The 25,297-nt window shown below is 42.8% G+C and carries 21 protein-coding genes; 3 read left to right on the top strand and 18 right to left on the bottom strand.

Translation table 11 applies throughout. From position 1 onward, the window contains the following. The 10 genes from AB5217_RS13470 to dnaN form a co-directional block, all read right to left on the bottom strand. Positions 1-1,131, bottom strand: coding sequence for a chain-length determining protein (locus tag AB5217_RS13470; protein ID WP_004297020.1), 1,131 nt, complete (start codon positions 1,129-1,131; stop codon positions 1-3). 12 nt (positions 1,132-1,143) lie between these two features. Beyond that, positions 1,144-3,558, bottom strand: a complete 2,415-nt coding sequence (locus AB5217_RS13465; protein WP_004297021.1) for an SLBB domain-containing protein — start codon at positions 3,556-3,558, stop codon at positions 1,144-1,146. Further along, positions 3,536-4,132: a UpxY family transcription antiterminator gene (locus AB5217_RS13460; RefSeq protein ID WP_004297022.1), complete on the bottom strand. Its 597-nt coding sequence runs from the start codon at positions 4,130-4,132 to the stop codon at positions 3,536-3,538. Before AB5217_RS13460 ends, AB5217_RS13465 begins: the two co-directional genes overlap by 23 nt. Before the next feature lie 357 nt (positions 4,133-4,489). Next, positions 4,490-5,434 (bottom strand): tyrosine-type recombinase/integrase, encoded by a 945-nt coding sequence (locus AB5217_RS13455; protein ID WP_052587871.1) that lies wholly within the window; start codon positions 5,432-5,434, stop codon positions 4,490-4,492. Between the two features lie 360 nt (positions 5,435-5,794). Continuing rightward, the gene (locus AB5217_RS13450; protein ID WP_009000042.1) at positions 5,795-7,501 is read right to left on the bottom strand and encodes a serine protease; all 1,707 of its coding nucleotides are present in this window, start codon (positions 7,499-7,501) and stop codon (positions 5,795-5,797) included. A gap of 1 nt (position 7,502) precedes the next feature. Beyond that, entirely contained in the window at positions 7,503-8,246 is a 744-nt protein-coding gene (gene rlmB / locus AB5217_RS13445) for a 23S rRNA (guanosine(2251)-2'-O)-methyltransferase RlmB (protein ID WP_004297025.1), read from the bottom strand. A gap of 48 nt (positions 8,247-8,294) precedes the next feature. Next, positions 8,295-9,956 (bottom strand): DNA repair protein RecN, encoded by a 1,662-nt coding sequence (gene recN, locus AB5217_RS13440; RefSeq protein ID WP_004297026.1) that lies wholly within the window; start codon positions 9,954-9,956, stop codon positions 8,295-8,297. 26 nt (positions 9,957-9,982) lie between these two features. Next, positions 9,983-11,191: a bifunctional phosphopantothenoylcysteine decarboxylase/phosphopantothenate--cysteine ligase CoaBC gene (gene coaBC / locus AB5217_RS13435; protein ID WP_004297027.1), complete on the bottom strand. Its 1,209-nt coding sequence runs from the start codon at positions 11,189-11,191 to the stop codon at positions 9,983-9,985. After that, on the bottom strand, positions 11,191-11,970 hold the full coding sequence (locus AB5217_RS13430; protein ID WP_004297028.1) for a 3'-5' exonuclease: 780 nt from the start codon (positions 11,968-11,970) through the stop codon (positions 11,191-11,193). The genes coaBC and AB5217_RS13430 overlap by 1 nt, the downstream gene beginning before the upstream one ends. A 101-nt stretch (positions 11,971-12,071) precedes the next feature. Beyond that, a complete protein-coding gene (gene dnaN, locus AB5217_RS13425; RefSeq protein WP_004297029.1) occupies positions 12,072-13,196 on the bottom strand; it encodes a DNA polymerase III subunit beta in 1,125 nt (374 codons plus the stop codon). A gap of 153 nt (positions 13,197-13,349) precedes the next feature. Here dnaN and AB5217_RS13420 point away from each other — a divergent pair, with 153 nt between their 5' ends. Then, positions 13,350-13,724 carry a DUF3127 domain-containing protein gene (locus tag AB5217_RS13420; protein ID WP_004297031.1) on the top strand — a complete coding sequence of 125 codons (375 nt, stop codon included), beginning with the start codon at positions 13,350-13,352 and terminating at the stop codon, positions 13,722-13,724. A 102-nt stretch (positions 13,725-13,826) separates the two neighbouring features. Here the strand turns inward: AB5217_RS13420 and AB5217_RS13415 are convergent, their stop codons facing one another. The 5 genes from AB5217_RS13415 to AB5217_RS13395 form a co-directional block, all read right to left on the bottom strand. Beyond that, positions 13,827-15,401 carry a DUF3352 domain-containing protein gene (locus AB5217_RS13415; protein WP_004297032.1) on the bottom strand — a complete coding sequence of 525 codons (1,575 nt, stop codon included), beginning with the start codon at positions 15,399-15,401 and terminating at the stop codon, positions 13,827-13,829. Positions 15,402-15,484: 83 nt separating this feature from the next. Continuing rightward, the gene (locus AB5217_RS13410) at positions 15,485-16,243 is read right to left on the bottom strand and encodes an MBL fold metallo-hydrolase (protein WP_004311496.1); all 759 of its coding nucleotides are present in this window, start codon (positions 16,241-16,243) and stop codon (positions 15,485-15,487) included. Between the two features lie 10 nt (positions 16,244-16,253). Then, on the bottom strand, positions 16,254-17,246 hold the full coding sequence (gene murB, locus AB5217_RS13405; protein ID WP_004297035.1) for a UDP-N-acetylmuramate dehydrogenase: 993 nt from the start codon (positions 17,244-17,246) through the stop codon (positions 16,254-16,256). Positions 17,247-17,293: 47 nt separating this feature from the next. After that, positions 17,294-18,142, bottom strand: coding sequence for a DUF4348 domain-containing protein (locus AB5217_RS13400; RefSeq protein WP_004297036.1), 849 nt, complete (start codon positions 18,140-18,142; stop codon positions 17,294-17,296). Continuing rightward, positions 18,142-19,095 carry an NAD-dependent epimerase/dehydratase family protein gene (locus AB5217_RS13395; protein ID WP_004311497.1) on the bottom strand — a complete coding sequence of 318 codons (954 nt, stop codon included), beginning with the start codon at positions 19,093-19,095 and terminating at the stop codon, positions 18,142-18,144. Before AB5217_RS13395 ends, AB5217_RS13400 begins: the two co-directional genes overlap by 1 nt. 136 nt (positions 19,096-19,231) lie before the next feature. On the opposite strand from AB5217_RS13395, the gene kbl reads away from it, so the two are divergent. Together kbl and AB5217_RS13385 are read left to right on the top strand one after the other, a co-directional pair. Further along, positions 19,232-20,425: a glycine C-acetyltransferase gene (kbl, locus tag AB5217_RS13390; protein WP_149952523.1), complete on the top strand. Its 1,194-nt coding sequence runs from the start codon at positions 19,232-19,234 to the stop codon at positions 20,423-20,425. 211 nt (positions 20,426-20,636) lie between these two features. Next, entirely contained in the window at positions 20,637-21,044 is a 408-nt protein-coding gene (locus tag AB5217_RS13385) for a DUF2721 domain-containing protein (protein ID WP_004304023.1), read from the top strand. 31 nt (positions 21,045-21,075) lie between these two features. Here the strand turns inward: AB5217_RS13385 and AB5217_RS13380 are convergent, their stop codons facing one another. The 3 genes from AB5217_RS13380 to lysA all read right to left on the bottom strand — a co-directional run bounded on the left by AB5217_RS13380 (position 21,076) and on the right by lysA (position 25,278). Continuing rightward, complete coding sequence (locus tag AB5217_RS13380) at positions 21,076-23,340, bottom strand: sensor histidine kinase (RefSeq protein WP_074638459.1); 2,265 nt, start codon at positions 23,338-23,340, stop codon at positions 21,076-21,078. Positions 23,341-23,496: 156 nt separating this feature from the next. Then, the gene (locus AB5217_RS13375; protein ID WP_004304025.1) at positions 23,497-23,976 is read right to left on the bottom strand and encodes a ferritin; all 480 of its coding nucleotides are present in this window, start codon (positions 23,974-23,976) and stop codon (positions 23,497-23,499) included. A gap of 141 nt (positions 23,977-24,117) precedes the next feature. Further along, on the bottom strand, positions 24,118-25,278 hold the full coding sequence (gene lysA, locus AB5217_RS13370) for a diaminopimelate decarboxylase (RefSeq protein ID WP_004304026.1): 1,161 nt from the start codon (positions 25,276-25,278) through the stop codon (positions 24,118-24,120). Between the last annotated feature and the right edge of the window lie 19 nt (positions 25,279-25,297).

The following is a 25,297-nucleotide window of genomic DNA, read 5'->3' as shown; positions in this document are numbered from 1 at the left end:
CTACATATTTTTAAACTCACTCAAGAAATCTTTTCCGAATAAATTCCAAGATATGACAATACATACAGATAAAAAGACAAAAGCCAAAACATATATTTTTTTACTGATTCCCGAAGGTAGCAATGGAACTACTGCAGGTTCTAGGACAGCAAATACAGGCTTTTCCTCCTGAATTTTAGCTCTGGCAACCTGAAGTTGGCTTGCCACCTGACTGTACATTTGATAGGCCAAACCCATATCGCTCTGTAACCTTTCCTGTTCTGTTCGGACACTCTGCAATATGATATTATCATGAGAATCCAGATAATCAGCATATTTTTTCTGGGCAGTATAGTACTCTTGTTGACGTTCCTTGAATAGTTTCTCCAAATAGATACAATCCTCTTTTGCTTTGGAAGTACGATAGCCTATGATATACTCCTGCAACTTCTTCACAACAGAATCAGCAACTACAGCAGCTACTCTAGGATTTTGTAAAGTCACAGTTACGGAAGTCATATATGTATTCTTATCTACAGTAGCAGTAATCTTTTTTTTCAACATACCAATCCGCTTCAACTCTTTTTTAGATAACTCAATTGTACCTTGATGGACTCCACTAAAAGCCATTGATTCATCATCTTTTTCGGTAAACAAAGACTTTATTCCCCCAATTACCATACTCGGAAATCCGATTATATAGTTCCACCAAGGAGATGATTCTTCATCTAAATAAGTATTCAAAGTCATATTTTCATCTTTCGACACAGGTATTTTCATTGTAGAAAGTTCCAATAAAAAAGGAGTAGAAGATACTATATCGGCAGACAAAGAAGCATTCAAAGCATCAGTACCTTCACTCATAGTAGCCCCACTCCCCAAGAAAGAGGCCGCTAACCCTGACAAGCCACCACCTTTAACATTACCCATCTCTGGAGAAAGAGTTACTTCAACCGTATACTTTTTAGGAATACTTATTGCAATGATAATACCAATCACCAAACCTATGCCAGCAGCCTTATAGATTGCTTTACGAATAGCAATAATCTTACGAAAAATATCCATCAGACTAATTTCTATCTCTTCATCCGTATGGTTATTCTGTCTCTGTTTCATTTCTTTTCCAAGTTCTTCTTCTAGCAGAGTAGCCATAAGAAGTATTCGTTATTTTTTTATTAAATTAGCTATAGAAGCAACCATCACTCCTAATGTGCTGAATGTAGTAGCGTAACCTAGAATATTACCCATATTAGTCTTCTTCTTAGCTTTACTTGGTATAATTATCTCGCAACCCGGTTCAATTTGCTTCTTACCACTACCTTTCACTTTAGTTACCTGACCATTCATATAAACGATGAATTTCTTACTCTTCTTCGCATTTTCAGAATAACCTCCTGCTTGATTCAGGTAATAATCTATATTCTTTCCTTCCATATAAGAAACCGTATTCGGAACCATCACAGCGCCATTGATTGTAACCGTATTATTGTTTTTCGGAATAGAAATTACATCACCTTCACGCAAGACAATATCTGCTGTACTTCCAGGATTCGCAAGTGCCTTTTCCAAATCAATGCCGACTGTAAAATGGTCTTCTACACGAACCCCCAAAGAATCCATCATAACCTCACCCAACTGTCTGCTCATCAAGCGGATCACATCACCCATGCGTTTCTTTTCACTTGCATTGGCGACACGAGTCAATTTGGCACCACGTAAGTAGGCATAATTCGTTGCACCTCCAGCTTTATTGATCAAGTCCGAAAGACGTTCTTCACGACTGGTCATTGCATAAGAGCCTCCGAACAGAATTTCACCTTCAACAATCACATTCTGTTGAGCCTGATAACCCGGACTACGACGTACATAAACTTCATCATAAGGTTGAAGGACAAAGCCGGGAGTTCCATCTACAATAAAACCTTCTTTTAGGGAGAATGTATATATCTGACCGATAGTATCGTTATCCACTGTACTACGAGGATTCTTAATCCTACGGGATACATCTACACGGACTACAGAAGCGGCTTCACGCAATCCACCTGCTTGAATGATCAAGTCTTCAAGGGTCATGTTATCCGCATAAGGATAAGAATCAGGTTTGGCTACTTCACCATGGATTACGACGTTGCCTCTGTCTTCCAGGTCATGAATACTAGGAATATAAAGGATATCGTTTTTCATCAGGATGATGTTTTGGGAAGTACCGTCCATGATAGCTTTAATGTCTACTGGAACAACTTCGGTAGTCAAGTCCTCACGCTGGCGGTAGAGAACGGCACGGTTCAAGAAGGCATCACCGGTCAGGCCTTGAGCTTCGTTTACCAGTTCACGGACTGTATTCAGTTTTCCATTCAACTGGTAGATGCCGGGACGATAAACGGCTCCACGGATTTCAAGTTTGTTGATGAAGCGGTTAAGGATGGCTTCGGCGGTCACAACATCACCGTTTCGCATTTTATAGACACTATAGTCAAGGTCTTTGACTGTGTTTACTTCATATTCCTGTCCATTCTGGCGTACGACACGTAAGGAACGGGTATAGGCGTCAGCTTCAAAGCCACCGGCATAGCTGATAAGAGTGGATAGGCTTTCATCCTTTTTCATTTCGAAACGCATTGGGCGTTTCACTTTTCCGTCGATCTTAACCAATACGTCATAGGCGGGGACTATTACTACATCCCCTTCCTGAAGCCGGATGTCATCCTGAATGTTTCCTTTCATGATAAATTGGTAGACATCGATCGTGGCGATATTTTTGCCGTTACGTACCAGCTGGACATTGCGAAGGCTTCCTATGTCACTGACTCCACCCGCACGGTAAAGTGCATGGAAAACTGTGGCAAAAGAAGAGAGGGAGTAAGTACCCGGTTGGACAACCTCACCCATTACATTGATCTGGATAGTACGTATGCTGCCCAAAGTCAGACGGATGTCAGAGGTGGGATCATTCGCATTATTAAGACCATTATATATCTTGTTTAATGTCTTTTTGAGATAGTCATTGGCTTCAGCAATAGTTAGTCCGTTCAGGTTGACAGGACCAATTTTCTGAATGTTGATCGTGCCGTCAGGAGAAATATGTTGGCGGATAGTGTTCTGGCTGGCTCCCCAGATGTCGATAATCACTTCATCACCGGGACCAAGACGATAATTTAAAGGAGTGGCGATGTTGACGCTCGGTTCAAAAGTCAGGTTACGGGTGTTGAAAATATTTCGTCCGAAAACCTGATTGCCACGTGCGAGGTCTTGAGTGCTCGGATGGTCTTCCAGCATATCGGAAGTGTTTTCTTTCATTTCCTCACGAAGGCGTGATTCATTGACATCGGTACCCGTTGCATTGGAAGCATTAACATTGTTTTGTTGTTCATATAGTTGCTTCACACGAGTTGCCTGTTCTTTGGTCACACCTCTACGTGCCAGTTCAGAAGCTAGTTGTTTCTGTTCTTTACCCTGGCGGATGCCATCCTTTACATATTCAAGAACTTGGGAGTCGCTCATGCTTTGAGCCATTAAAGGAGAAAAAACTCCCAGCAACAGAATGAATAGAAATACGTTAAATTTTCTTCGTGTTGTCATTGGTGATTTTTGTGGATTCTACATAACCGATTGGCATATCTACACAAGCACAGCCAAGCATATTTAAACGAACGGCAATCTTACTCTTCCCGCCTACAGTCACAAGTTCGCCAACAAGTCCACTCAAAGGACCTTTTATGACACGAACTTTCTCACCACGCGCTAGTGGAGTATCATTCATACAGACTGCTTCTTCGGAATAATCGAGCATGAAACGGAAACGGGCCATCTGCTCGTCAGGAATAACGGCAGGAGTGCTCTCTCCACGCATCACCATATAACGGCTGACCGTAGAAAATGAAAGGACTTCCATACGTTCTTTTGGATTGACATGTACAAAAACCATCATTGGGAGTAAGACTGTATCAACCATCTTACGACGGTCACTCCATTGATGAATTTGCTGCTGAACGGGAACAAAAGAATCAATTCCCATCTTAGATAAACGCTCGGCAACTTTCTTCTCGTGGTGCATTCGAACGAGTGCTACATACCAGCGTTTTGAGTGTGCTACGCCTTCCCCTGTCCCACTACTAGGCCCGGCATTTACTGATTTCGGTTTCGTTAAAATCATATTTTTTTACCCCATGTTCATCCGTTACTTCTTAGGTAACGGACAACACACATATAGAATACACATCGCTGTGAAAAAAGGAAAAAAATCGATTATGAGGGAATATAAAAGTGGGCACCTAACATTCAATATAAAACATTCTTGAATTTAGGTAATAAAAAGCCTTTGAGCATGAAGATGTTATCCTTCATGTTCAGATAGATTCATGTTGCATATTTTAGAGAAAAAGGAAAAAAAGAAGTTTATTGTTTGTTTGCTATTAATATTTTTACCTATCTTTGTAGCGAATATAATTCCGTTACCTAAGAAGTAACACCAGCATCAAGTCCCTAATCCATAATGCTTTAATAATATCAATCAGAGCGTTTTGAAATTGCAAACGTAAGAATAATTCAATTTATTTACTTTTGTTCTTTCTTCCAATTCAAAACCCTTTAAATATATCTGTGTTGTTTTAATAGATTTGTGTCCCAGTGATTCGCTAATCATTTCGATAGGTACACCTCTGTACTTAGCAGTCGTAGCCCAAGAATGACGAAGCGTATACGACGTGACGGGCGAATGTAGCCTTAATTTTCTGGACAGGCTTTTCAACTCATTATTAAAACGTCTCAAAGCTGACTGATACTCACGATAGGCTCCTTCTTCATTCCGCTTGTACGCTCCGCTTAATATCCGGAAAAGATAATCTGGATAGCCAGAACTCCGGGCGTCAGATTTATTATACAATCCCCCAATTGCATTCTGCGCTGACTCCAGTACTTCTATGCTCATAGGAGTACCGGTCTTGGTACGATTATACTTCAAAAGCCCCCGTTCCAGATTAGACTTTTCCAAATGGGCTAAATCAGAAAAAGGCATTCCACAAAACTGAAATAACAGATTGGCAATGGCCTGCGTCCGACGAAGCTTTTCCGATTGAGGATCTTTGTTTAATAGCATGTGAAGTTCGCCGATCGGGATAGCTTTCTTCTGACGTGTGTCCACCCCGGTAAAAACATCCCGGAACAAACCATGTACATAAGGAGCCTGATGCATATCGACACCACGATTGTAGATACTACGCAACATACGCATATACGTAGAAATCGTATTGGGCTTCAAACGGGAAGCCATCAGATAGTTGCTATACCTCTTTAGAGTTTCACGGTTTATCTTACTAAACGTGATGGATTGAGTTCCACAAAACTGCGAAAAAGAACGAATAGCGTGTTTATACACATGGGCCGTAGAATAACGACCCTCTTGTCGCAAACAATCGATGTAATTGTTTGCACAAATAGTAAATCGATTTTTTTCCATAAATTATAACTTATCTCATACGTGTTATTAAAAACGTGCGGAATATAGTAAGATTATAGATAAAATGAACCACAATTTTAAATTTACTTACTGTTTTAGATAGAATTTCGAATTATTTCTAAAAAAAATAAGTGAAGCCATGCAGTATTTTCAATAACCGTGCATTTAACTTATAAAAGAGGAAAAAAAGAGAAATCAAACCATATATCATTAAAACCTACAACCTGAGCTTAACAAGTGAAGTGGGGAAAAATAAAAAGAGAGAGAGTTTTTTATACAACGTCCCCAAAAACGAGGAATCCCTGCCAATTTTCGAGTTGGCAGGGATTCATTTTTTTTATCTTCAAGAAGATGATCTTTTTACTTGCAGTATTTGGTTATCAATTCATCTGCATTCGGATCACCCAATTCTTTCGCTTTCTTAAAGTTGCCGCAAGCTTCATCTGTCTTCTTCAGCTGTATCTGGCAAAGTCCCAATAAACGGTAAGCCTCACCATATTTGGGATCAGTCTTCAATATATTATTCAAAATCTGAATAGCTTCTTCATACCGTCCTACACGGAGGTTTATAACTGCATGCTCTGCCTGATAGGTGAGGTCTGTCGGATTCATCTCGATGGCCTTGGCAATATCGTCTAAAGCGCGTTGAAACTGACGGGCTTTCAAAGCTGCCTGTTCGCGATAATAATAGAACACGTCGTTCACTTCTCCCTTGACTGCCGTATGGTAAGCATCATAATCGAGCATTGCATTTCTTGCCTGGTCGGCATTCATATTCATCTGCGCACGTTCCAACAAGTATGGAGCAAAGTCGGCTGTAATTGGTTGCGGGCAACGGGCAATACAGCTATCCATTAAGGCCACCACTTCTTTCGGATCCCCTTTCAGCAGTTCCTTCGTTTTGGCAGCACTAAAGAAAGTGGCCGGAGAAGCAATATTGCTGGCATTTACCTTTTCATAAGCAGCCAAAGCACCGGCATAGTCTTGTTGGGCAAACAGTATATCACCTTCCATTTGAGTGTAAATTGGCAGCGGATCAATAGCGATTGCCTGACGGACATTCTTCAAAGCGGTATCATACGTCCAGTCTTTGTAAGTTTTCTCCGGCTTCGATAATTGATAAGCATACATTAGCTTACCTATATTATAATATACATCATCTTTCTTCTGGGCTACTTTCAGAGCCTGATTAAAGTCGGCAACGGCTTTATCATACCAAGTCTGGTCGTCTTTACCTTTAGATGCATAATAATTGGCACGACGGAGATAACCATCTGCATTGGCAGGGAACTGACGGATGAAGTCATCCAACAGCTTTTCATAGTCCTCGCCCGAAAGGCTCGAAGAGGCCATGAACAGATATACTAATGCCTGATCTTCCGTTTCGGGCAAACCTTTCCGGATACCAATGCTTTTCAAGGCAGCGTCTCCCAAAGAAAGAGCACTGATTTTCTGCGACATGGCAAAAGCTGCTCCCGCCGCATAGCAAGTAGTCACCGTATCGATACCGGATGATTTCTGCGCAATACCAAATACCTGACCTTCCGCATTCATCACCGGACAGCTCACCATCTTATCTTTCATATGCATGCTCAATGTATAATAATGGTATTCTCCGGCTACTTTGGAAACATCTTTCACCTTACCATTAACACAAGCAATACTTTTCTGCGTAGAATAAGGAAGCATCCATGCTTCGGCTCCTGCCACCGGGGCTGTTTTGGCAACAATCAGCGCAGGCACTTTCTTCTCGGTGATAGCCACACGGAACTTAATGACATCATACATATCATTCGCTCCAAGTATCAGGCTGACCGGCATCTGCTTGCCTTCGGAAGTAATCACTACCGCACGTTCAGCTCCTTTAAAAAGAGTATAATCTGATAAAGCCAATCCGTCTTCGGACACAAAGAATCCGTTTCCCGTATTCAGCATTTTATCATTCTTGTCATAAGTCACTATTGAGAAGACTGCACGTTTTGCCTTCTCTACCCATTTTGGGGTTTGTGCCATGCTTCCTTGTACCAGAAAGAAAAGCAGCAAAGGTAGAATTAAAATCTTCTTCATATCAGTCATTGTTTCTTTGTTTCACAGCTTCGTAAATCAAGATACCGGCAGCTACAGAGACATTCAAGGATTCGATAGTGCCCAGCATCGGAATTTTCACCCATTCATCACAGAGGGCAAGGTTTTCATAAGAAACTCCTGTATCCTCCGCTCCCATTATGATGCAGAGGGGACCTGTATAATCGGCCTTGGTATAGTCATAATCTCCTTTTTCGGTAGCAGCCACAATGCGGAAACCACTGTCTTTCAGATATTGCAGAGTCGAACGAAGGTTCTGTTCACGGCATACCGGAAGAGTATGTAGTGCTCCTGCCGATGTTTTCACGGCATCAGCATTGACCGACGCACTACCCCGGACAGGAATAATCACAGCATCGACAGCTGCACATTCGCAGGTACGTGCAATCGCCCCGAAATTGCGTACATCAGTCACTCCGTCGAGCATAACAAAAAACGGATTTTTTCCTTGCTCAAACAAGAAAGGAACAAGATCCTCCGCTTTCTGATAAGTCACAGAAGAAATGAAGGCGATCACTCCCTGATGATTTTTCCGGGTAATACGGTTGATACGCTCTACCGGAACACGCTGAACAGGTATCAGCGTACCTTTCAAAGCTGCAAAAAGCTCCTTGGAAAGATCACTTTGAATATCTTTCTTCACGAGGATCTTATCTATCTCTTTTCCAGCCTGAAGGGCTTCTATCACGGCACGAACGCCGAAAATCATTTCACTTTTATCTAACATCTGGTTGATTTTCTATTTTACTATTTACTATTTACTATTCACTATTTATCAGTTGCGGGCAAGCAGGGATTTGGCATTGCTAAGGGCAGCTTCGGTCAGAGTGGCACCACTAAGCATGTGAGCTATTTCCTCTACCCGTTCTTCGTCAGTGAGACGGCGGATATGGCTGTTGGTTTCCGTATCGCTATCTTTCTTGTATACCTTATAATGAGCACGCCCACGGGCAGCAATCTGCGGCAGGTGGGTGATACTGATTACCTGACGGTTGCGATCGCCCATCTCCTGCATCATGTCCGCCATACGGTCGGCTATTTCACCGGAGACTCCAGTATCTATTTCATCAAATACGATAGTCGGCAGCTTGACGGCTCCGGCAATCATTGCCTTGATAGAAAGCATGACACGGGCAATTTCGCCTCCTGAAGCTACGGAAGAGATATTCTGCAAGGTACCGTTCTTATTGGCGGAAAACAGGAAGTTGACTGTATCCTCTCCTTGCAATCCCGGCTCTTTCTTCAGTCCCATTTCTATCTGGAAACGAACATTCGGCATTCCTAATGGAATCAACCGGGCAGCCAGCTGTTTTTCTACTTCACGAGCAGCTTTCGTACGGGCTTTGGTCAGCACTTCTGCCTGTTGTTTCACTTGTTTATATTGTTCCTCTTTGCGAGCAGTCAGTTCGGCGATACGCTCATCATAGGAAGTGATGTCCGACAATTTGCTGCGGTATTCATCCGTTAGCGCTATCAATTCATCAAGGGTTTGTACCCGATGTTTCTGCTGTAAGGAATAAATCAGATTCAACCGTTCATTCACTTCGTCCAGACGAACCGGATTGAATTCAACGGAGTCACTTTGTAAAGAGACTTCGTGCGAAATATCTTTCAGTTCGATATAAGCGCTCTCCATACGTTCGGTAAGTTCCTTGGCCGGCTGATATACTCTTTGCAGATTATTCAGTGTATTCAGACTGTCTTTCAGATAAGAAAGCAAGCCACCTTCATCCGAAGCAAACGACTGCTCCACCCGGTAAAGTCCGGCTTTTATCTCTTCTGCATGACTTAATGTTTCAGCTTCCTGCTCCAGTTCTTCCTGTTCGCCTTCCACCAAACAGGCTTCTTCGAGCTGTTCGAGTTGGAAGCGGATATAATCTTCATCGGAGCGACTTTTCTCTGCCAGTGACACTAATTCAGCGAGTTCGCGATCTGTCTGTTTCCATTCGTCATAACACAGATGATATTTCGCCAATGCAGCGTCATTATGCGCCAGAATATCAAGCACATTCAACTGAAATCCTTCTTTATTAAGCAGCAGATTCTGATGTTGCGAATGTACATCTATCAGCTGTTCGCCCAGCTCTTTCACTTGTGCCAACGAAGCAGGAGTATCGTTGATGAATGCCCGGCTCTTACCGGAAGACTGCACTTCACGACGCAAAATGCACTCTTCATCATATTCCAACTCGTTTTCTTCGAAAAACGGACGCATACCATAGGCAGATATATCGAAACGTGCCTCTATGATACATTTGGAAGCTCCGTGGCGAATCGCTTTCACATCGGCACGCTGTCCTAACAGGAGTCCGATAGCTCCCAGAATAATTGATTTTCCGGCTCCCGTTTCACCTGTTATAACGGAAAAGCCTGTTTCAAAACTGATATCCAGTTTTTCTATCAATGCGTAATTCTGAATGTATAGTGAACGTAACACCTTCTATTTTAATTAAAGATTAAAAATTAAAAACCGGGAGACAGGGTGGCTACCAGACGGTCGATGATGTCTTGGGCTACTTCCGTCTTCGGCTTCAGAGGATAGTCTGTACGACCTTTCCTGTCAATGATACTTATTTTATTGGTATCATGGCGAAAACCGGCTCCAGCATCATTCAACGAATTGAGCACAATAAAGTCGAAGTTTTTGCGTTCGAGCTTTCCTTCGGCATTCTGCTGCTCATTATTGGTTTCGAGGGCAAAGCCAACCAATAACTGATTTTTCCCTTTCAGTGCTCCTAAATTGGCAGCGATGTCTTGTGTTGCCTGAAGATGGAGGGTTAGTTCCTCTTCTTTCTCCCGCTTAATCTTCTTGTCGGCCACTGTTTCCGGACGGTAGTCGGCTACTGCCGCACAAAGAATACCTGCATCAGCATCTGGAAAATAGATCTGTGAAGCCGCATACATTTCTTCTGCTGATTCCACATCTACACGCCGGATACGGGAATGTTTCGTTTTGAGCTGCACAGGACCTGTTATCAATGTCACCTGCGCTCCGCGACGGGCACATTCTTCTGCCAACGCAAATCCCATCTTTCCGGAAGAATAATTGCCTATGAAACGCACCGGGTCAATTTTTTCGTAAGTAGGTCCGGCTGTAATCATCACTTTCTTTCCGGATAGTTCATCACTCGAAGCGAAGAATTCATCCAATACCCGGATGATGTTTTCCGGCTCTTCCATACGTCCCTTTCCTACCAAGTGGCTGGCTAATTCTCCTGTTCCCGGCTCGATAATGTGATTACCGTAGGAACGCAGTATATCCAGATTTTTCTGGGTGGCGGGATGGGCAAACATATCGAGATCCATTGCCGGAGCAACAAACACGGGAGCTTTTGCCGAAAGATAAGTTGTTATGAGCATATTGTCGGCTATTCCATTGGCCATTTTACCGATAGTAGAGGCAGTGGCAGGTGCAATCAATACAGCATCCGCCCACAATCCGAGATCGACGTGGCTATTCCACGTTCCGTCACGCTGGGCAAAAAACTCACTAATGACTGGTTTGCTGGTCAAAGCCGAAAGAGTGATGGGAGTAATAAATTCTTTTCCCGCCGGAGTAATTACGACTTGCACTTCCGCTCCCTGTTTTATCAGTCCACGAATGATATAGCACGCCTTGTACGCGGCAATACTGCCGGTAATTCCAAGAATTATTTTTTTTCCTTTTAGCATTATTTTGTAATCAAATTACTCATTTCACGCAAACGGATTTTTGTCAATGCCGCCTTAGTGTTCAACGTGAAATCACTATTCAAAATCCAACTGTAATATCCGGGATCTTTCTTCAAAACCTCGGCTACAGACATTCCTTTATATTTTCCGAAGTTGAACACTTCCACCCCATTATCATCGTACACCATGCGTCCGGCAAAGTCTACATTCTTGCTGAAACTTGAATAATCTGCCAGGAACGCAATATCATTCTGAAGATCGGAGTAACGGTCGAGCTGTGCTTTCAGCACTTCGTAAGTGGCCCGTGTATCTGCTTCGGCAGTGTGTGCATCTTCCAGATTCTTGTCGCAATAGAATTTATAGGCAGCAGACAAGGTGCGTTGTTCCATTTTGTGGAAGATCACCTGTACGTCTACAAATTTGCGTTTCGTCATATCAATGTCCACTCCGGCGCGAAGGAACTCTTCAGCAAGGACAGGAATATCAAAACGATTGGAATTAAATCCTGCCAAATCGCAACCTTCAATGTCCCTGGCTATGTTTTTCGCCACTTCTTTGAAAGTAGGGCAATCGACTACGTCGGCATCATAAATGCCATGTATAGCAGAAGATGCTTCCGGGATATGCATTTCAGGATTGATACGTAATGTTTTTGCTTCTTCATTTCCATTCGGATATACTTTCAGATAGCAGATTTCAACAATTCGGTCTGTGTTGATATTGGTTCCGGTTGTTTCTAAATCAAAAAAAACAATGGGATTTTTCAGGTTTAATTTCATTTCTAATTATTTTTTCCACCACAGAGTAACACAGAGTTCTACAGAGCAATAAATACATAAAACACTCTGTGGAACTCTGTGTTATTTTGCGGTGATTACTATTAATCATTTAGCATCATCGGCATCAGCAGCATCAGCAGGTCTTCGTTTTCTTCCTGCTCTACCGGGATGATTACTCCGGCACGTGAAGGATCTGCGAGTTCGATGACTACTTCGTCTGCTGAAATATTGTTCAGGATATCGATGAGGAATGTCGATTTGAAACCGATGCTCATTGCTGCACCTGCATACTGGCAAACTTGTGTTTCTTCGGCAGAAGTAGAGAAGTCAATATCTTGTGCGGAAATCACAATCTGGTTTTCCTGCATACGGAGTTTAATCAAACTGCTTGCCTGCGATGAGAAAATAGACACACGACGCAAAGCTCCTACCAACTGTTGACGGTCTACGGTCACTTTGTGCGGGTTGTTCTGCGGAATTACCGAGTTGTAGTTCGGGTAACGTCCTTCAATCAGGCGGCAAACCATCCGGTAGCTTTCGAGCATGAATACAGCATTACGTTCATCGAATTCGATCGTCACTGTGCCTTGTTCTTTCGGCAAAAGATTCTTAAGCAAAGTAGCCGGTTTCTTTGGAAGGATGAAGGCTGCACGCTCGTTACCTTTGGCTGCCAATGTCTTGCAACGCACCAGTTTATGACCGTCTGAAGCAACCATTGTGATGTCTTCTGTGGTAATATCGAAATAAATACCGTTCATCACCGGACGAAGTTCGTCATCGGCAGTAGCAAACACCGAACGGTTGATACCTCCCAAAAGTACACTAGCCTCCATTTCTACACGGACTGCATTATCACCCAGTGTAGCCGATTGCGGGAATTCATCCGCATTCTGCCCCATCAGGCTGTATTTTCCGTTCTGGTACTGCACTGTTATTTCATAATTATCCGGATTGATTTCAAATGTAAGTGGTTGTTCCGGGATTTCTTTCAGTGCATCAAGCAATGTTTTCGCTACTACGGCAAAACGCCCGTTTGTATCGCTTTCATTCACTTCTACGGTAGTCACCATCGTTGTTTCACTGTCGGATACAGTCACAGACAATGTTCCGTCTTCCAATTCGAAGAGGAAACAATCGAGAATTGGCAGCGCATTTTTTGAATTAATCACACGGCTGATGGCCTGTAAATGGCTGGAAAGAGCAGTACTTGAAACGATAAATTTCATATATTTTCGTGTATTTAAGTTTTAAATGTTCTATCGCACAAAGTTACGAAAAAAGATTTGGGCTGCCCAATAAAACAAAAGAAAAAAACAGGCATTGTGTGAGGGATATTACTAAAAAATTGTAACTTCGCCCCAGAATTTAAAATTATCGCAATGGAATTTACAGGAAAAATCATCGCTATCCTCCAGCCCAAAGGAGGAGTTTCAAAAGCTACCGGCAACGAGTGGAAAGCGCAAGAGTTTGTTATCGAAAGTCACGACCAATATCCACGCAAAATGTGCTTCGAAGTATTTGGGGCAGATAAAATAGATCAGTTCAACATTCAAATGGGCGAAGAACTGACTGTTTCATTCGACATCGATTCTAACCAATGGCAAGACCGCTGGTTCAACAGAATCCGTGCATGGAAAGTAGAACGTGTCAGCGTAGGTGCCCCAATGGCTACAGGCGGTTCCGTTCCTCCCGCAGCTCCGTCGGCAATGCCGGAATTTACTCCGGGCGACGCAAAAGACGATCTGCCATTCTAAACCGAAAGTCATTCGTCGGACGAATAAGCATAAAAAAACTCCCGATAGAATTTAATCTGTCGGGAGTTTTTTTATAGAATGATTGTATATAAACCACGATTTTTATTCTGATTTATATTTCAAAACAATATTGGGATATACTACTCCATCGGTACAGGCAAACTGGACAAAGAGTGTAAAATTACGGAAAAAGTCTGCATTGCGCAGGAAGAAATCCGGTACGAAACGGACGTGATTTTCCGATTGCCGGAACACGTGATCGAAATCCGCCATCAGCATAAAATGATATGAATCAGACAGGTGATCCATACCCGTCTGATAAGCCATTGCCCCATTAAGCACTTCCCCTTTATCCAGTTGGCGAATATAATGCGACAGGCTATCCTCATCCGGAGCGAGTAACAAACGTCCGCCATAAAATGCTGCATACACATCCAAAGTCAGTTCAACAAAACTGGTCAGTTGTTTAAACAATGTTGTTTGAGGCAACCGATAGACCAAGTATGCCTTATTTACAGTATAACAAAAAGTAATACGGGGAGTTTTTCTTCCTTCATCTGCCGGAGCAGTATTGACAAAGGCACGAAGCATCCTTTCAGCTTCCGTCACATCTGCCACAGACAGGCTCAAGACTGCCGCTGCATCCTGCAACGTATCTTCACGCTGGAAGAGACAGACAACCAGGTCTTGCCCGGCATTTTCCATCAGATAGCGGGAAAATTCCTTATCTCTATTCTGCACTTCACTCGTGCGGACTGCCCCGTTCTGCTCCTGCGCATTTCCATAAGAAAGCAAAGACGCCCAGTCCGTAATCCCCTGTCTGCTAAAATAGAAAGCAGTGGAGGGTAGTGCTTCACCCGGGAAGCCTTTGACTGATTGCTGCTGGCGAAGTTGGTTTATAAATGCAAAGCAAGTGTCTGCATCATGTGTGATGCCGGAGAAATAGATAAAATCATCTTTCATCTTCATGTCAAATTCCGTCCATCCCATCATCCCTTTCATTCGGGCATAGATTGTGGCGGCCGCTACACTTTTTTTCGGAGCACGCACTCCTGTAAAGGTCGGATCATCCGCCAATGATTTGTCACTCTTATATGCATCAATAACGTTTTCAATCAGTTTTTTCTGAAAACTTAACGCCATAAAATCAGACGTCAGATAGCAGGCTAGAAAATCACCATCTGCCATCGGGTAAATGATTATTTCCTCTCCTTTGTAAACAAACGTTTTCGGTGGATAAAGCGAAGATATATATTTACGCACAAACCTGTTTACCAATTCCTTATCTCCATTTCCCAATCTGCAATAAAGTACCTGGTTCCGTTCGTTATCCGGTTCGTGGAAACTAATCAGCATCTGATTCATTTGCCGACTCAAGCCATGGGGAGTATCTTCCGAGAGGGCATAAAGGCTTTGTTTCAGATAAGAAAAAAGTTTGGATACATAAAGATATTGCTGATTTTTACTACAAGTCAGATCATCGACCTCCGCTACAAACTCGAGCACATCATCGGTAACAAATACGGCTGAAGTGGTGGATGGAACCAGTTCATAAAGATCAAAATCTTTCTGCCCTTCGGCCGCCGACAGTCTAAAAAAAGAGTACAATGCGAAACCTGAGCACAAAAGTACAACAGAAGACGTGATCGCTATTTTCACTATCGTACGAAGTTTCATAATATTCGCTGTTTATCGGCTAGGTGCAAAAATAATAATTTCTACAAAGAAAACAAAACTTTTGCTAAAAATTTCACCGATAATCAAAGATAGATATCCAATCCGTCGAATGCCAGGTGAATATTTTCCGGAAGGCTCTTTTCAACCTCCGCATGCAAGCCCATATCATGACTCATGTGTATAAAGTACGTCTTCTTTGCCTGAATGCGCTGCGCCACTGCCAAGGCTTCTTCCAAATTCTGATGAGTAGGATGCGTGGCAATCCGAAGTGCATTCACTACCAAAACATCTATTCCCGCCAATTGTTCATAGGATTCTTCGGGCATGGTCAGCATATCAGTGATATAACCTAATTGCCCGATACGATATCCCAGAATAGGCAATCGGCCATGCATCACACGTAAAGGAAGCACCTCCGTGTGGTTAACTGAAAAAGCCTGTCCCACCGAGATTTCCTGCAAAGGAATGTCGGGAACTCCCGGATAACGATGGTCAACAAAACAATAGGGCATACGCAAGCGCAAGCCTTGTGCCACATAATTTTCCGCATAAATAGGCACTGAACCAAACCGGCAAAACGGACGCAAATCGTCCAACCCACCCACATGGTCATAATGTTCATGCGTAATGAGCACACCATCTATCTTCTCAAAAGGAAGACGCAATACCTGTGTCCGGAAATCCGGACCGCAATCTATCAAAATTCGCGCATCATCTGTCTCAACAATAGCAGATGCACGCAATCGGTTATCTTTCGGATCGGTAGAAGTACAAACCGGACATGTACAGCCGATTTGGGGTACTCCCGTCGATGTTCCACTTCCAATGATTCTTACTTTCACTTGTTACTTCTCAATTTATTAAGTTAACTTCCGGGTGGATATCAATGCCAAACTTCTCATGAACAGAGGCTCGGACTGCATCTGAAAGCGCAAGAATATCGCTACCTTTTGCTCCACCAAGATTCACTAACACCAGCGCTTGTTTATCATGTACGGCAGCCGGACCTAAGGCCTTACCTTTCCAGCCGCATTGGTCGATCATCCATCCTGCCGGAATTTTCACCCGATCTTCTGCCAGCTCATAGTAAGGTATCCGGGGATATTCCTGCTGCAGGGCTTCCAGTTTTTCTTTCGGCACAATGGGATTCATAAAGAAGCTGCCGGCATTTCCCATTACCTTCGGGTCGGGCAACTTGCTCTCACGAATATCAATTATCACTTTCCGTACAACAGAAAGCGTCAATGCCGGATATTTTTCAAGCTCCTGACGAATGGTTCCATAATCTAACGTATAATGTTCTTTTTTACTAAGTCGGAAACGGACATAGGTGACAAAAGCCGACTTGTTTTCCGGGCGTTTAAAGATACTGTTGCGGTAGGTATATCCACACTCTTCCACCGAATAAACGCGTTCTTCAGCTTGAATGTTCACCGTTTCCACAGCTGTTATCAGATCTTTCACTTCAACGCCATAAGCTCCGATGTTCTGTACCGCGCTCGCTCCGACCTCACCGGGGATGAGCGACAGGTTCTCCGTTCCATACCATCCATGTTCTACGCAATATGCAACGAAGTCATCCCATACTACTCCCGCTCCCACTCGTACCGACACAGAGTGTTCATCTTCCTCCGTCACTTCGATTCCTTCAATGCGGGAATGGAGTATCAACCCGTCGTAATCTTTGGTAAACAGCAGGTTACTGCCGCCACCAATATGCAAAAAAGGTGTCACAATGGCACCTTGCACAATCAGCTTCTTCAGTTCTTCAACCGAAGAATATTCTAAAAAACGAGCGGCACTGACATCGATGCCGAATGTATTGTAGGGCAAAAGAGAATACATATATTTTTAGTTATAAGTTATACTGTTATAGTGCATCTTAACCTGTATCAGATACTTGTATCTTCAAACTTATACAATTCCCATTCTCCGGCTTTCCGGCGGAAATAAAGGATATTGGAAAAACCATTTCCGATACCTTTCAACGCCAGGATTTTCGTGGGCGAATCATCGTCATTCCGCTGTCCGTAATTAATATTAGAAAGGCGGTCGACAGGAAGTACCGGTTTGAAGGCGAACCACTGATTAAGATCGAGGGTTGTCTCCAAAATGGAGAAATCATCGTCCGGATCACTGGTTACAAAAGCCAACGGCTCCCGCACACGCTGACTCTGAAAAAGACTATCCGTTGCAAAATGTCCGAAAAACTCAACAAAGTTTTCATTATCACTTTGTTCAATGGGCCGCAGGTTGATTGCCTCCAGTATCCATGCACCTTTGATACGTTCAAAATAGTATCTTTTCACCATTCGTGTTTTCACGAACATCCACTCTACCTGCACAGAAGTGAGGGAGGTATCTCCTACTAAATCCATGTCTTCTTCTCTATCAAACAGCAGTGTATAATAATGCTGTTTGGTAAACAAGTCATCATGCTTCCAGTTGCGTTCCTCAATGTTTGACTTCTTATCTCCATTGTAGTAGGGCAATGGAAATTTCACACGCTGACGCTGTAACACATCATCGGAAGCAAAATTGTAAATAAAATCATCGAAAGATTCATCCGCCTGTATAGGCTGCGGATCTTCCGGCGATTTATCATGGTGGCTAGAATCGGCTATCTGCCGGACTGAATCCACCTCTTTAGTAATAGATGCGAAGGGGTCAATATTTGTTTTCTTGTTTCCACAAGAGCTCAATATACCGAGCAGTATGACCCCTGCAATTAGTTTTTTCATTATTTCAGTTTCTCTCTTAACTTTTCAAGCATATCCACCGTCATGCTTTCCAAATTGTAGGCCGGCTTCCATCCCCACTCTTCACGAGCACAGGTATCATCCAGACTATCGGGCCAGCTATCGGCTATGCGCTGCTTCAAAGGATCTATATCATAAATCATCTCAAACTGCGGCACATGCTTCTTGATAGCTTGATATATCGTTTCCGGATCGAAACTCATGGAAGCGATATTGAAAGCATTGCGGTGTATCAATCTTGCCGGATCGGCTTCCATCAGTGTGATTGCTGCATTCAGCGCATCCGGCATGTACATCATATCCATTAAAGTGCCTTGCTTAATGGGGCACACAAACTTTTCTCCTTTCACTGCCGAGTAGTAAATATCGACAGCATAATCGGTCGTACCTCCTCCCGGAGGGGTCACATTCGAAATAATGCCCGGAAAACGGACAGCACGGGTATCGACACCGTATTTATTAAAATAGTAATCACTCAATAACTCTGTCGTTACTTTAGTGACTCCATACATGGTACGGGGACGTTGAATGGTGTCCTGCGGTGTTTTCGTGTGAGGCGTACTAGCGCCAAACGAACCGATAGAACTCGGAGTAAACACTGCGCACCCTTGTTCACGTGCCACTTCCAGCACATTCCACAATCCATCGATGCCTATTTTCCAGGCCAGCTTGGGTTTCGACTCGGCAACTACGGACAACAGAGCAGCCAAATTATAAATCGTATCGATGTGATACTCTTTTACTACAGATGCGATCGCTTCTCCGTCCGTTACATCAGCAATAGCCGACGGTCCGGACTCCTTTAATTCCCCTTTAGGTTCTGCACCCGGAATATAACCTGCTACTACATTTGCATTTCCGTAACGTTTACGTAGCTCCATCGTCAGCTCCGACCCTATCTGTCCGGTAGCTCCAATAATCAAAATGTGTTCCATTTTTTCTTCTGACTTAGAATATCAAGCTTAAATAGTGCGCAAAGTAAGCACTTTTTTTTCAGATTTTAATCAAAAAGACATTGTTATTCCAAGAAAAATTGTGTCCTTTGCAATATAACTTAATCACCCAAACACTATGTACGGTAAAATGCAAGAATATCTCCGCCAAACATTGGCTGAAATTAAGGAAGCCGGACTTTATAAAGAAGAACGACTGATTGAAAGTGCGCAGCAAGCTGCCATCACTGTAAAAGGTAAGGAAGTATTAAACTTCTGCGCAAACAACTATCTAGGATTGTCCAATCATCCCCGATTAATCAAGGCTTCGCAGGAAATGATGAACAACCGTGGATACGGAATGTCATCCGTCCGTTTCATTTGTGGAACACAAGATATACACAAAGAACTGGAAGCTGCCGTCTCGGACTATTTCCAGACTGAAGACACGATTCTGTATGCTGCCTGCTTTGACGCTAACGGCGGTGTATTCGAACCACTTTTCTCTGAAGAGGATGCCATTATCTCGGACTCGCTAAACCATGCTTCTATCATTGACGGGGTACGTCTTTGCAAAGCAAAACGTTACCGTTATGCCAATGCTGACATGAAAGACTTGGAAAGATGTCTGCAAGAAGCGCAGGCACAACGTTTCCGTATTGTTGTTACGGACGGTGTGTTCTCAATGGATGGCAACGTAGCTCCGATGGATCAGATTTGTGATCTTGCCGAGAAATACGATGCGTTGGTAATGGTGGATGAATCCCACTCTGCCGGTGTGGTAGGTACCACTGGTCATGGCGTAAGCGAGTTGTATAAGACTCACGGACGTGTAGATATTTATACCGGAACGTTGGGTAAGGCTTTCGGCGGTGCACTGGGAGGATTTACCACCGGTCGTAAAGAGATTATCGATTTGCTCCGTCAACGTAGTCGCCCGTATTTGTTCTCCAACTCATTGGCTCCAGGTATCATCGGTGCAAGTCTTGAAGTTTTCAAGATGCTGAAAGAGAGCAATGCACTGCATGACAAGTTGGTTGAAAATGTAAACTACTTCCGCGATAAGATGACGGCTGCCGGATTTGATATTAAACCGACACAAAGTGCTATCTGTGCTGTTATGCTGTATGATGCGAAGTTATCCCAGATTTACGCTGCACGCATGCAGGAAGAAGGAATCTATGTGACAGGTTTCTACTATCCGGTAGTGCCGAAAGATCAGGCCCGCATCCGTGTACAGATTTCTGCAGGACACGAAAAAGCACATCTTGACAAGTGTATCGCTGCCTTTATCAAGGTAGGTAAAGAGCTCAACGTATTGAAAGCGGAATAACTCCGAAGCAAGGTTTCCTTGCGGAATCTATATTTTAGGCGCAGATTACACGGATTACACGGATCACACAGATTTCACGTATCTTACACAGTTGCTTTATAACAAGCTTCATTCTAGAAAACGTATAATACGTGAAATCTATGTAATCTGCGCCTAAATTCTCTTTTATAAAATGAATTTTGAACCGCTACTTGACTATAAAAAATAAATTATGGAAGAACTGACCCTCACTACTCCTGCCCTACTTTTCTCGGCAGTTTCATTGATTTTATTGGCTTACACCAACCGTTTCTTATCGTATGCCCAACTTGTGCGCCAACTGCGTGACCGCTACGTGGAGAACCCTTCGGATATCACTGAAGCTCAAATCGAGAATTTACGGAAACGGTTGAACCTGACCCGTACAATGCAAGGACTGGGTATTGCAAGTCTTTTTCTTTGCGTAGTCAGTATGTTTCTTATTTATATCGGACTGCAATTATTTTCTGCTTACGTATTCGGACTGGCACTGATTCTGTTGATAGCCTCTCTAGGCGTATCTTTCCGCGAAATACAGATTTCCACCCGTTCACTGGAGATTTACTTGGGAACGATGGAGAAAGGGAAAAACAAAAAATAACACGGTTGACAATCCCTCCTATTAAGTTTTATCAAGACACTACCCGGCAAGGAAGGATGACCGTAAAGCGACTTCCCTTGCCTACTTCGGATTTGAGTTCAATCCTTCCACCCAGTTTTTCTATAATTACCTGACAAATAGAAAGCCCCAATCCTGCTCCCTGTGAAAATTCGTTCTGTTTGTAGAAACGGCTGAAAATCATCCGTTGTTCTTCGCGTGGAATACCTCTCCCAGTATCTTCTACATAAATCCGCACATGCCCCTCATCCGGCAGATAAATATACCCTAATTTGATATATCCGGTTTCCGTAAATTTACTGGCGTTATTCAAGAAATTTGTTAGAACTTGTATCAAGCGCTCTCTATCCACATTAATTTCCAAAGGTATATTATCCACTTCTTTCAGGAATTCCAGGCGTGGAGCAATCAATACCTGGTGAGTCATATAAATGTCATCAATCAGCTCTCTCACCCTACATTTCTTAAACGAGAAAGACATATAGCCTGATTCGATACGAGAAAGCTCCAGAATATCGTTAATCAATTTGAGCAGCAACTCGCTGTTCTTATTAATAGTGCCGATGTATTCTTCGCGTTCTACGGAACTCAATCCATCTTCCAATGCCAGAATATTGGCAAAGCCAACAATCGAATTAAGTGGAGTACGTATCTCATGGCTCATATTTGCCAGGAATGATTGTTTCAATTCTGCCTTTTCAGCGAGTAAGCGTGCAGCTTCCAGTTCCTCCTCACGATCTTTTATATCTTGTATGTTGAGCAGCAAACCTGCTGTTTTATATTCACCACCCGAAAGCTGTTTAGTAGTATAACGAAACTCCCACCACTGATAGCCTTTACCGTCGAAGTTACAAAGCTCCTGCACAATTTTTTTATGAGCACTTTTCAGATTTCGCCAGTTGAACTTCACTCCCTCCCAATGATCGGGATGAATAAAGCTCATGAATTCCTTAAACGAAAGTTGTCTAGGATTTAACCCTTGCGACGCCCAGAATGCATCTTCAAAAACAAAACAACCCTTATCCAATCTCCAAGCATACGTCATTCCACCCTCAATGGCTAATGACAATGTTTCTTTTTCATCAGCCAATGCTATAAGAGCCTGTTTTTTCCTCATCTGTTCCCGAAGATATAGCCACCAAAGAGAAGCAAAAAGTAAAATCAGGAAAAGAACAAATGAAGCGACTAAGGCTCCCCACAAAAACGGATATTCATCTCTGAACGGAATATTGATAATACGATAGTTAGCAGGAATACTTTCCTTACTCAAACCAATTTGCGTCATTGTATTCCAGTCTACGACATACTCTTTCCGGCTTTCAACAATGGGTATATCCGAGGGACTTGCGCCATGCAATATGCGAACGGCAGTTTTCACCTCTTCTTCTACCTGAATAGGCAGCGAAGTGATGTATCCACCCAACAACTTCTCACCAAACCCAAAGGCTTCATTAATAGCTGTCAGACTAGGACTACCACAGATACTCCCAATATTAATAGTGGTGTAATCACGTTTCAACTGGATATAACATTGATCGCGGTAACTCCTGTTTAAAACCCACATAAAGGTAGCATCCGAATGATTTCTGGCATTACGCAAAGGAATAGCCATGAAACGGGTATAGCCTTCTTCCTGTGCCAAACGTATCTGTTCTTCAGGAGAAAGTTCGGGATTATCTATGAATCCGGTCACTTTATGTCCTTTAAACTGCTCCTTTGCATCTCTTCTGATTTGTCTGTCGATATAGGTAGTATCGAGCATGGTAAACAAACGAACGTGCTCACCGAAAAGCTCTTTTGCCACACTGATATTCTCATTAAAGGCTATCTTGTCATGGAAGCCTGTCACGTTGGGATGATGTTTCAGTAATCCCCAATTCGGATAATTGACACCACCAAAAACCACAGGCACTTCTTTCGCCAACTGAATTCCGCATTTCATCAATGAATAAGTAGCCTGGTCTTCATTCACCAGAATCACTTCCGGCCGCCAGTCTCTCGATACGGAATCAACCAGAAAGCGCATCCGTTCGAGTTCCGGTTCTTCCCAGTAGGATTCACAGTCTAAATAAACGGTACGAATATCAGCATCAATTTTCTCTTTTTCAAATTGCTCCGCTATCATCCGGTTAAATTCCGGATAAGCCGCATAAGTCTCCTCATAAGAGTGGATAACCAGAATACGCCGTTCTTCTTTTTGAGAACAACTACTCACCCCCAAAAAGAGCAATAAAAATACAGGGAGCAATCTAAAAATTCCTCTATTCACACCATTCATTTATAATAATCGGGATTAATTTTTCTCTGACTCGTAATACAAAGGTAGTTTATTTTCGAACATATAAGCCTAATAAGTGAAAAAAAAGAAGCTGTCTGAACAGAAATTCAGGCAGCTTCTATCTATATAAAGAACTATTTTTTCAGAGTAGCATCATTAACGCTGTCCCAATTGTGAATCTACAAAGAAAATTCCGGTATCACCAGCTTTCTTGATCTTGTCAACAATGCCTTGTGCTGTAGCTTCTTCTTCTACTTGTTCGCGAACAAATCCCCACAAGAAATCCTGTGTTGCTTTATCCTTTTCAGCAGCAGCTACGTCTACCAGCTTGTCCACCAATTGAGAAACATGACATTCATGCTTGTAAACGTGTTCAAACACTTCGAGAGGTGTACCCCATCCGTTAGGAACAACATCTATTTTATCCACTTTAGCAGTTCCTCCACGTTTGATGATATAATCTGCCATTGCATAAGCATGTCCCATTTCTTCCTGGGATTGCTTTTTCATCCAATGAGCAAAACCGCTGAAACCTTCTTTCTCAAAATAGAAAGACATTGCTAAATACAGGTTAGCAGACCACATTTCAGCAGTAATCTGTTCGTTAATTGCATTCTGTAATTTTTCTGAAATCATAATCGTATTTTTTATTAAGTTGTTAATGTAGTTTCTTTTTGAACTCATTACAAAAATAACAAGCTTTCAGTTAAAATTGTTCCATGCACCCTATATTTTTAAACTACATTCACATTTTGATTGTAGTGGTTCATTTTTTACTTACACCAGTTCGTCGGAAGTATATCCTTTCGGCAGTTCACGACAGTTGTATCCGGAAGCCATTATTTCACCATAAGCACCAGCAGAACGAAGGGCTATCAAGTCACCACGCTTCACTTTGTTCAGGTCAATCGCTTTTCCGAAAACATCCGACGATTCACAGATCGGTCCTACTACATCGTATGCCTCCAATGGTTCTTCGGAAGTAATATTTTCCATTTTATGGAATGCCTGATACAGAGCCGGACGGATAAGATCGGTCATACCTGCATCCAGGATGGCAAATTTCTTCCGTGTGCCTTGTTTTACATACAGAACCTTAGAGATTAAGGAACCGCACTGTCCTACAACTGCACGTCCCAATTCAAAATGCAAGGTCTGATAAGGACGTAATTTCAGTTGTCCGGCATAGGTAGCAAAGTAATCCTTGAAGTTCGGAATAGCCTGACGGTTGGGATGTCCGTAGTCAATTCCCAAACCACCTCCTACATTGATATGTTCTACCAGAATTCTGCGAGCTTCCAATTTATCCTGCAATTCATTGACACGATTACAGAGAGCTACAAAATCGCCCATATCCAGAATCTGTGAACCAATGTGGAAATGAAGCCCGATAAACTTTACGTTTTTCATCTCCTGCGCCACATCTATCACCTTGTCCATATCCTGCATGCTGATACCAAATTTATTTTCTGCCAAACCGGTAGTGATATTTGCGTGAGTATGTGCGCCTACATCCGGATTGATACGGAAAGCAACATTAGCCACCTTATTTTGAGCAGCAGCCAATTCATTGATTACTTCCAGTTCGGGAATAGACTCTACATTGAAACAGAAGATGCCGTACTCCAGCCCGAGGTTAATTTCCCAGTCTGCTTTACCTACTCCTGCAAAAACAACTTTATTGGCCGGAAATCCTGCACGGATAGCGGCACGAATTTCTCCACCGCTCACACAGTCGGCTCCCATTCCGCTCTCACGGATGATGGTAAGTACTTTCGGGTTAGCATTTGCTTTAACAGCGTAATGCACTGAATAATTAGGATATTTGGCAACCTCATGGTTAATAGCCGACAATGTATCGCGCAGCACTTTGGTATCGTAATAATAGAAAGGTGTCTGCAAAGTGCGGAATTTATCGATTGGAAATATTCCCTTCATAATTCGAAAAACTTGTTTA

Source organism: Bacteroides sp. MSSM.1001136sp1_RTP21357st2_D2_RTP21359_211015 (genome assembly GCF_040913205.1).
Classification (GTDB): domain Bacteria; phylum Bacteroidota; class Bacteroidia; order Bacteroidales; family Bacteroidaceae; genus Bacteroides; species Bacteroides ovatus.
The sequence above is the reverse complement of the archived record's forward strand: the minus strand, read 5'-3'. Positions and strand labels throughout refer to the sequence as shown.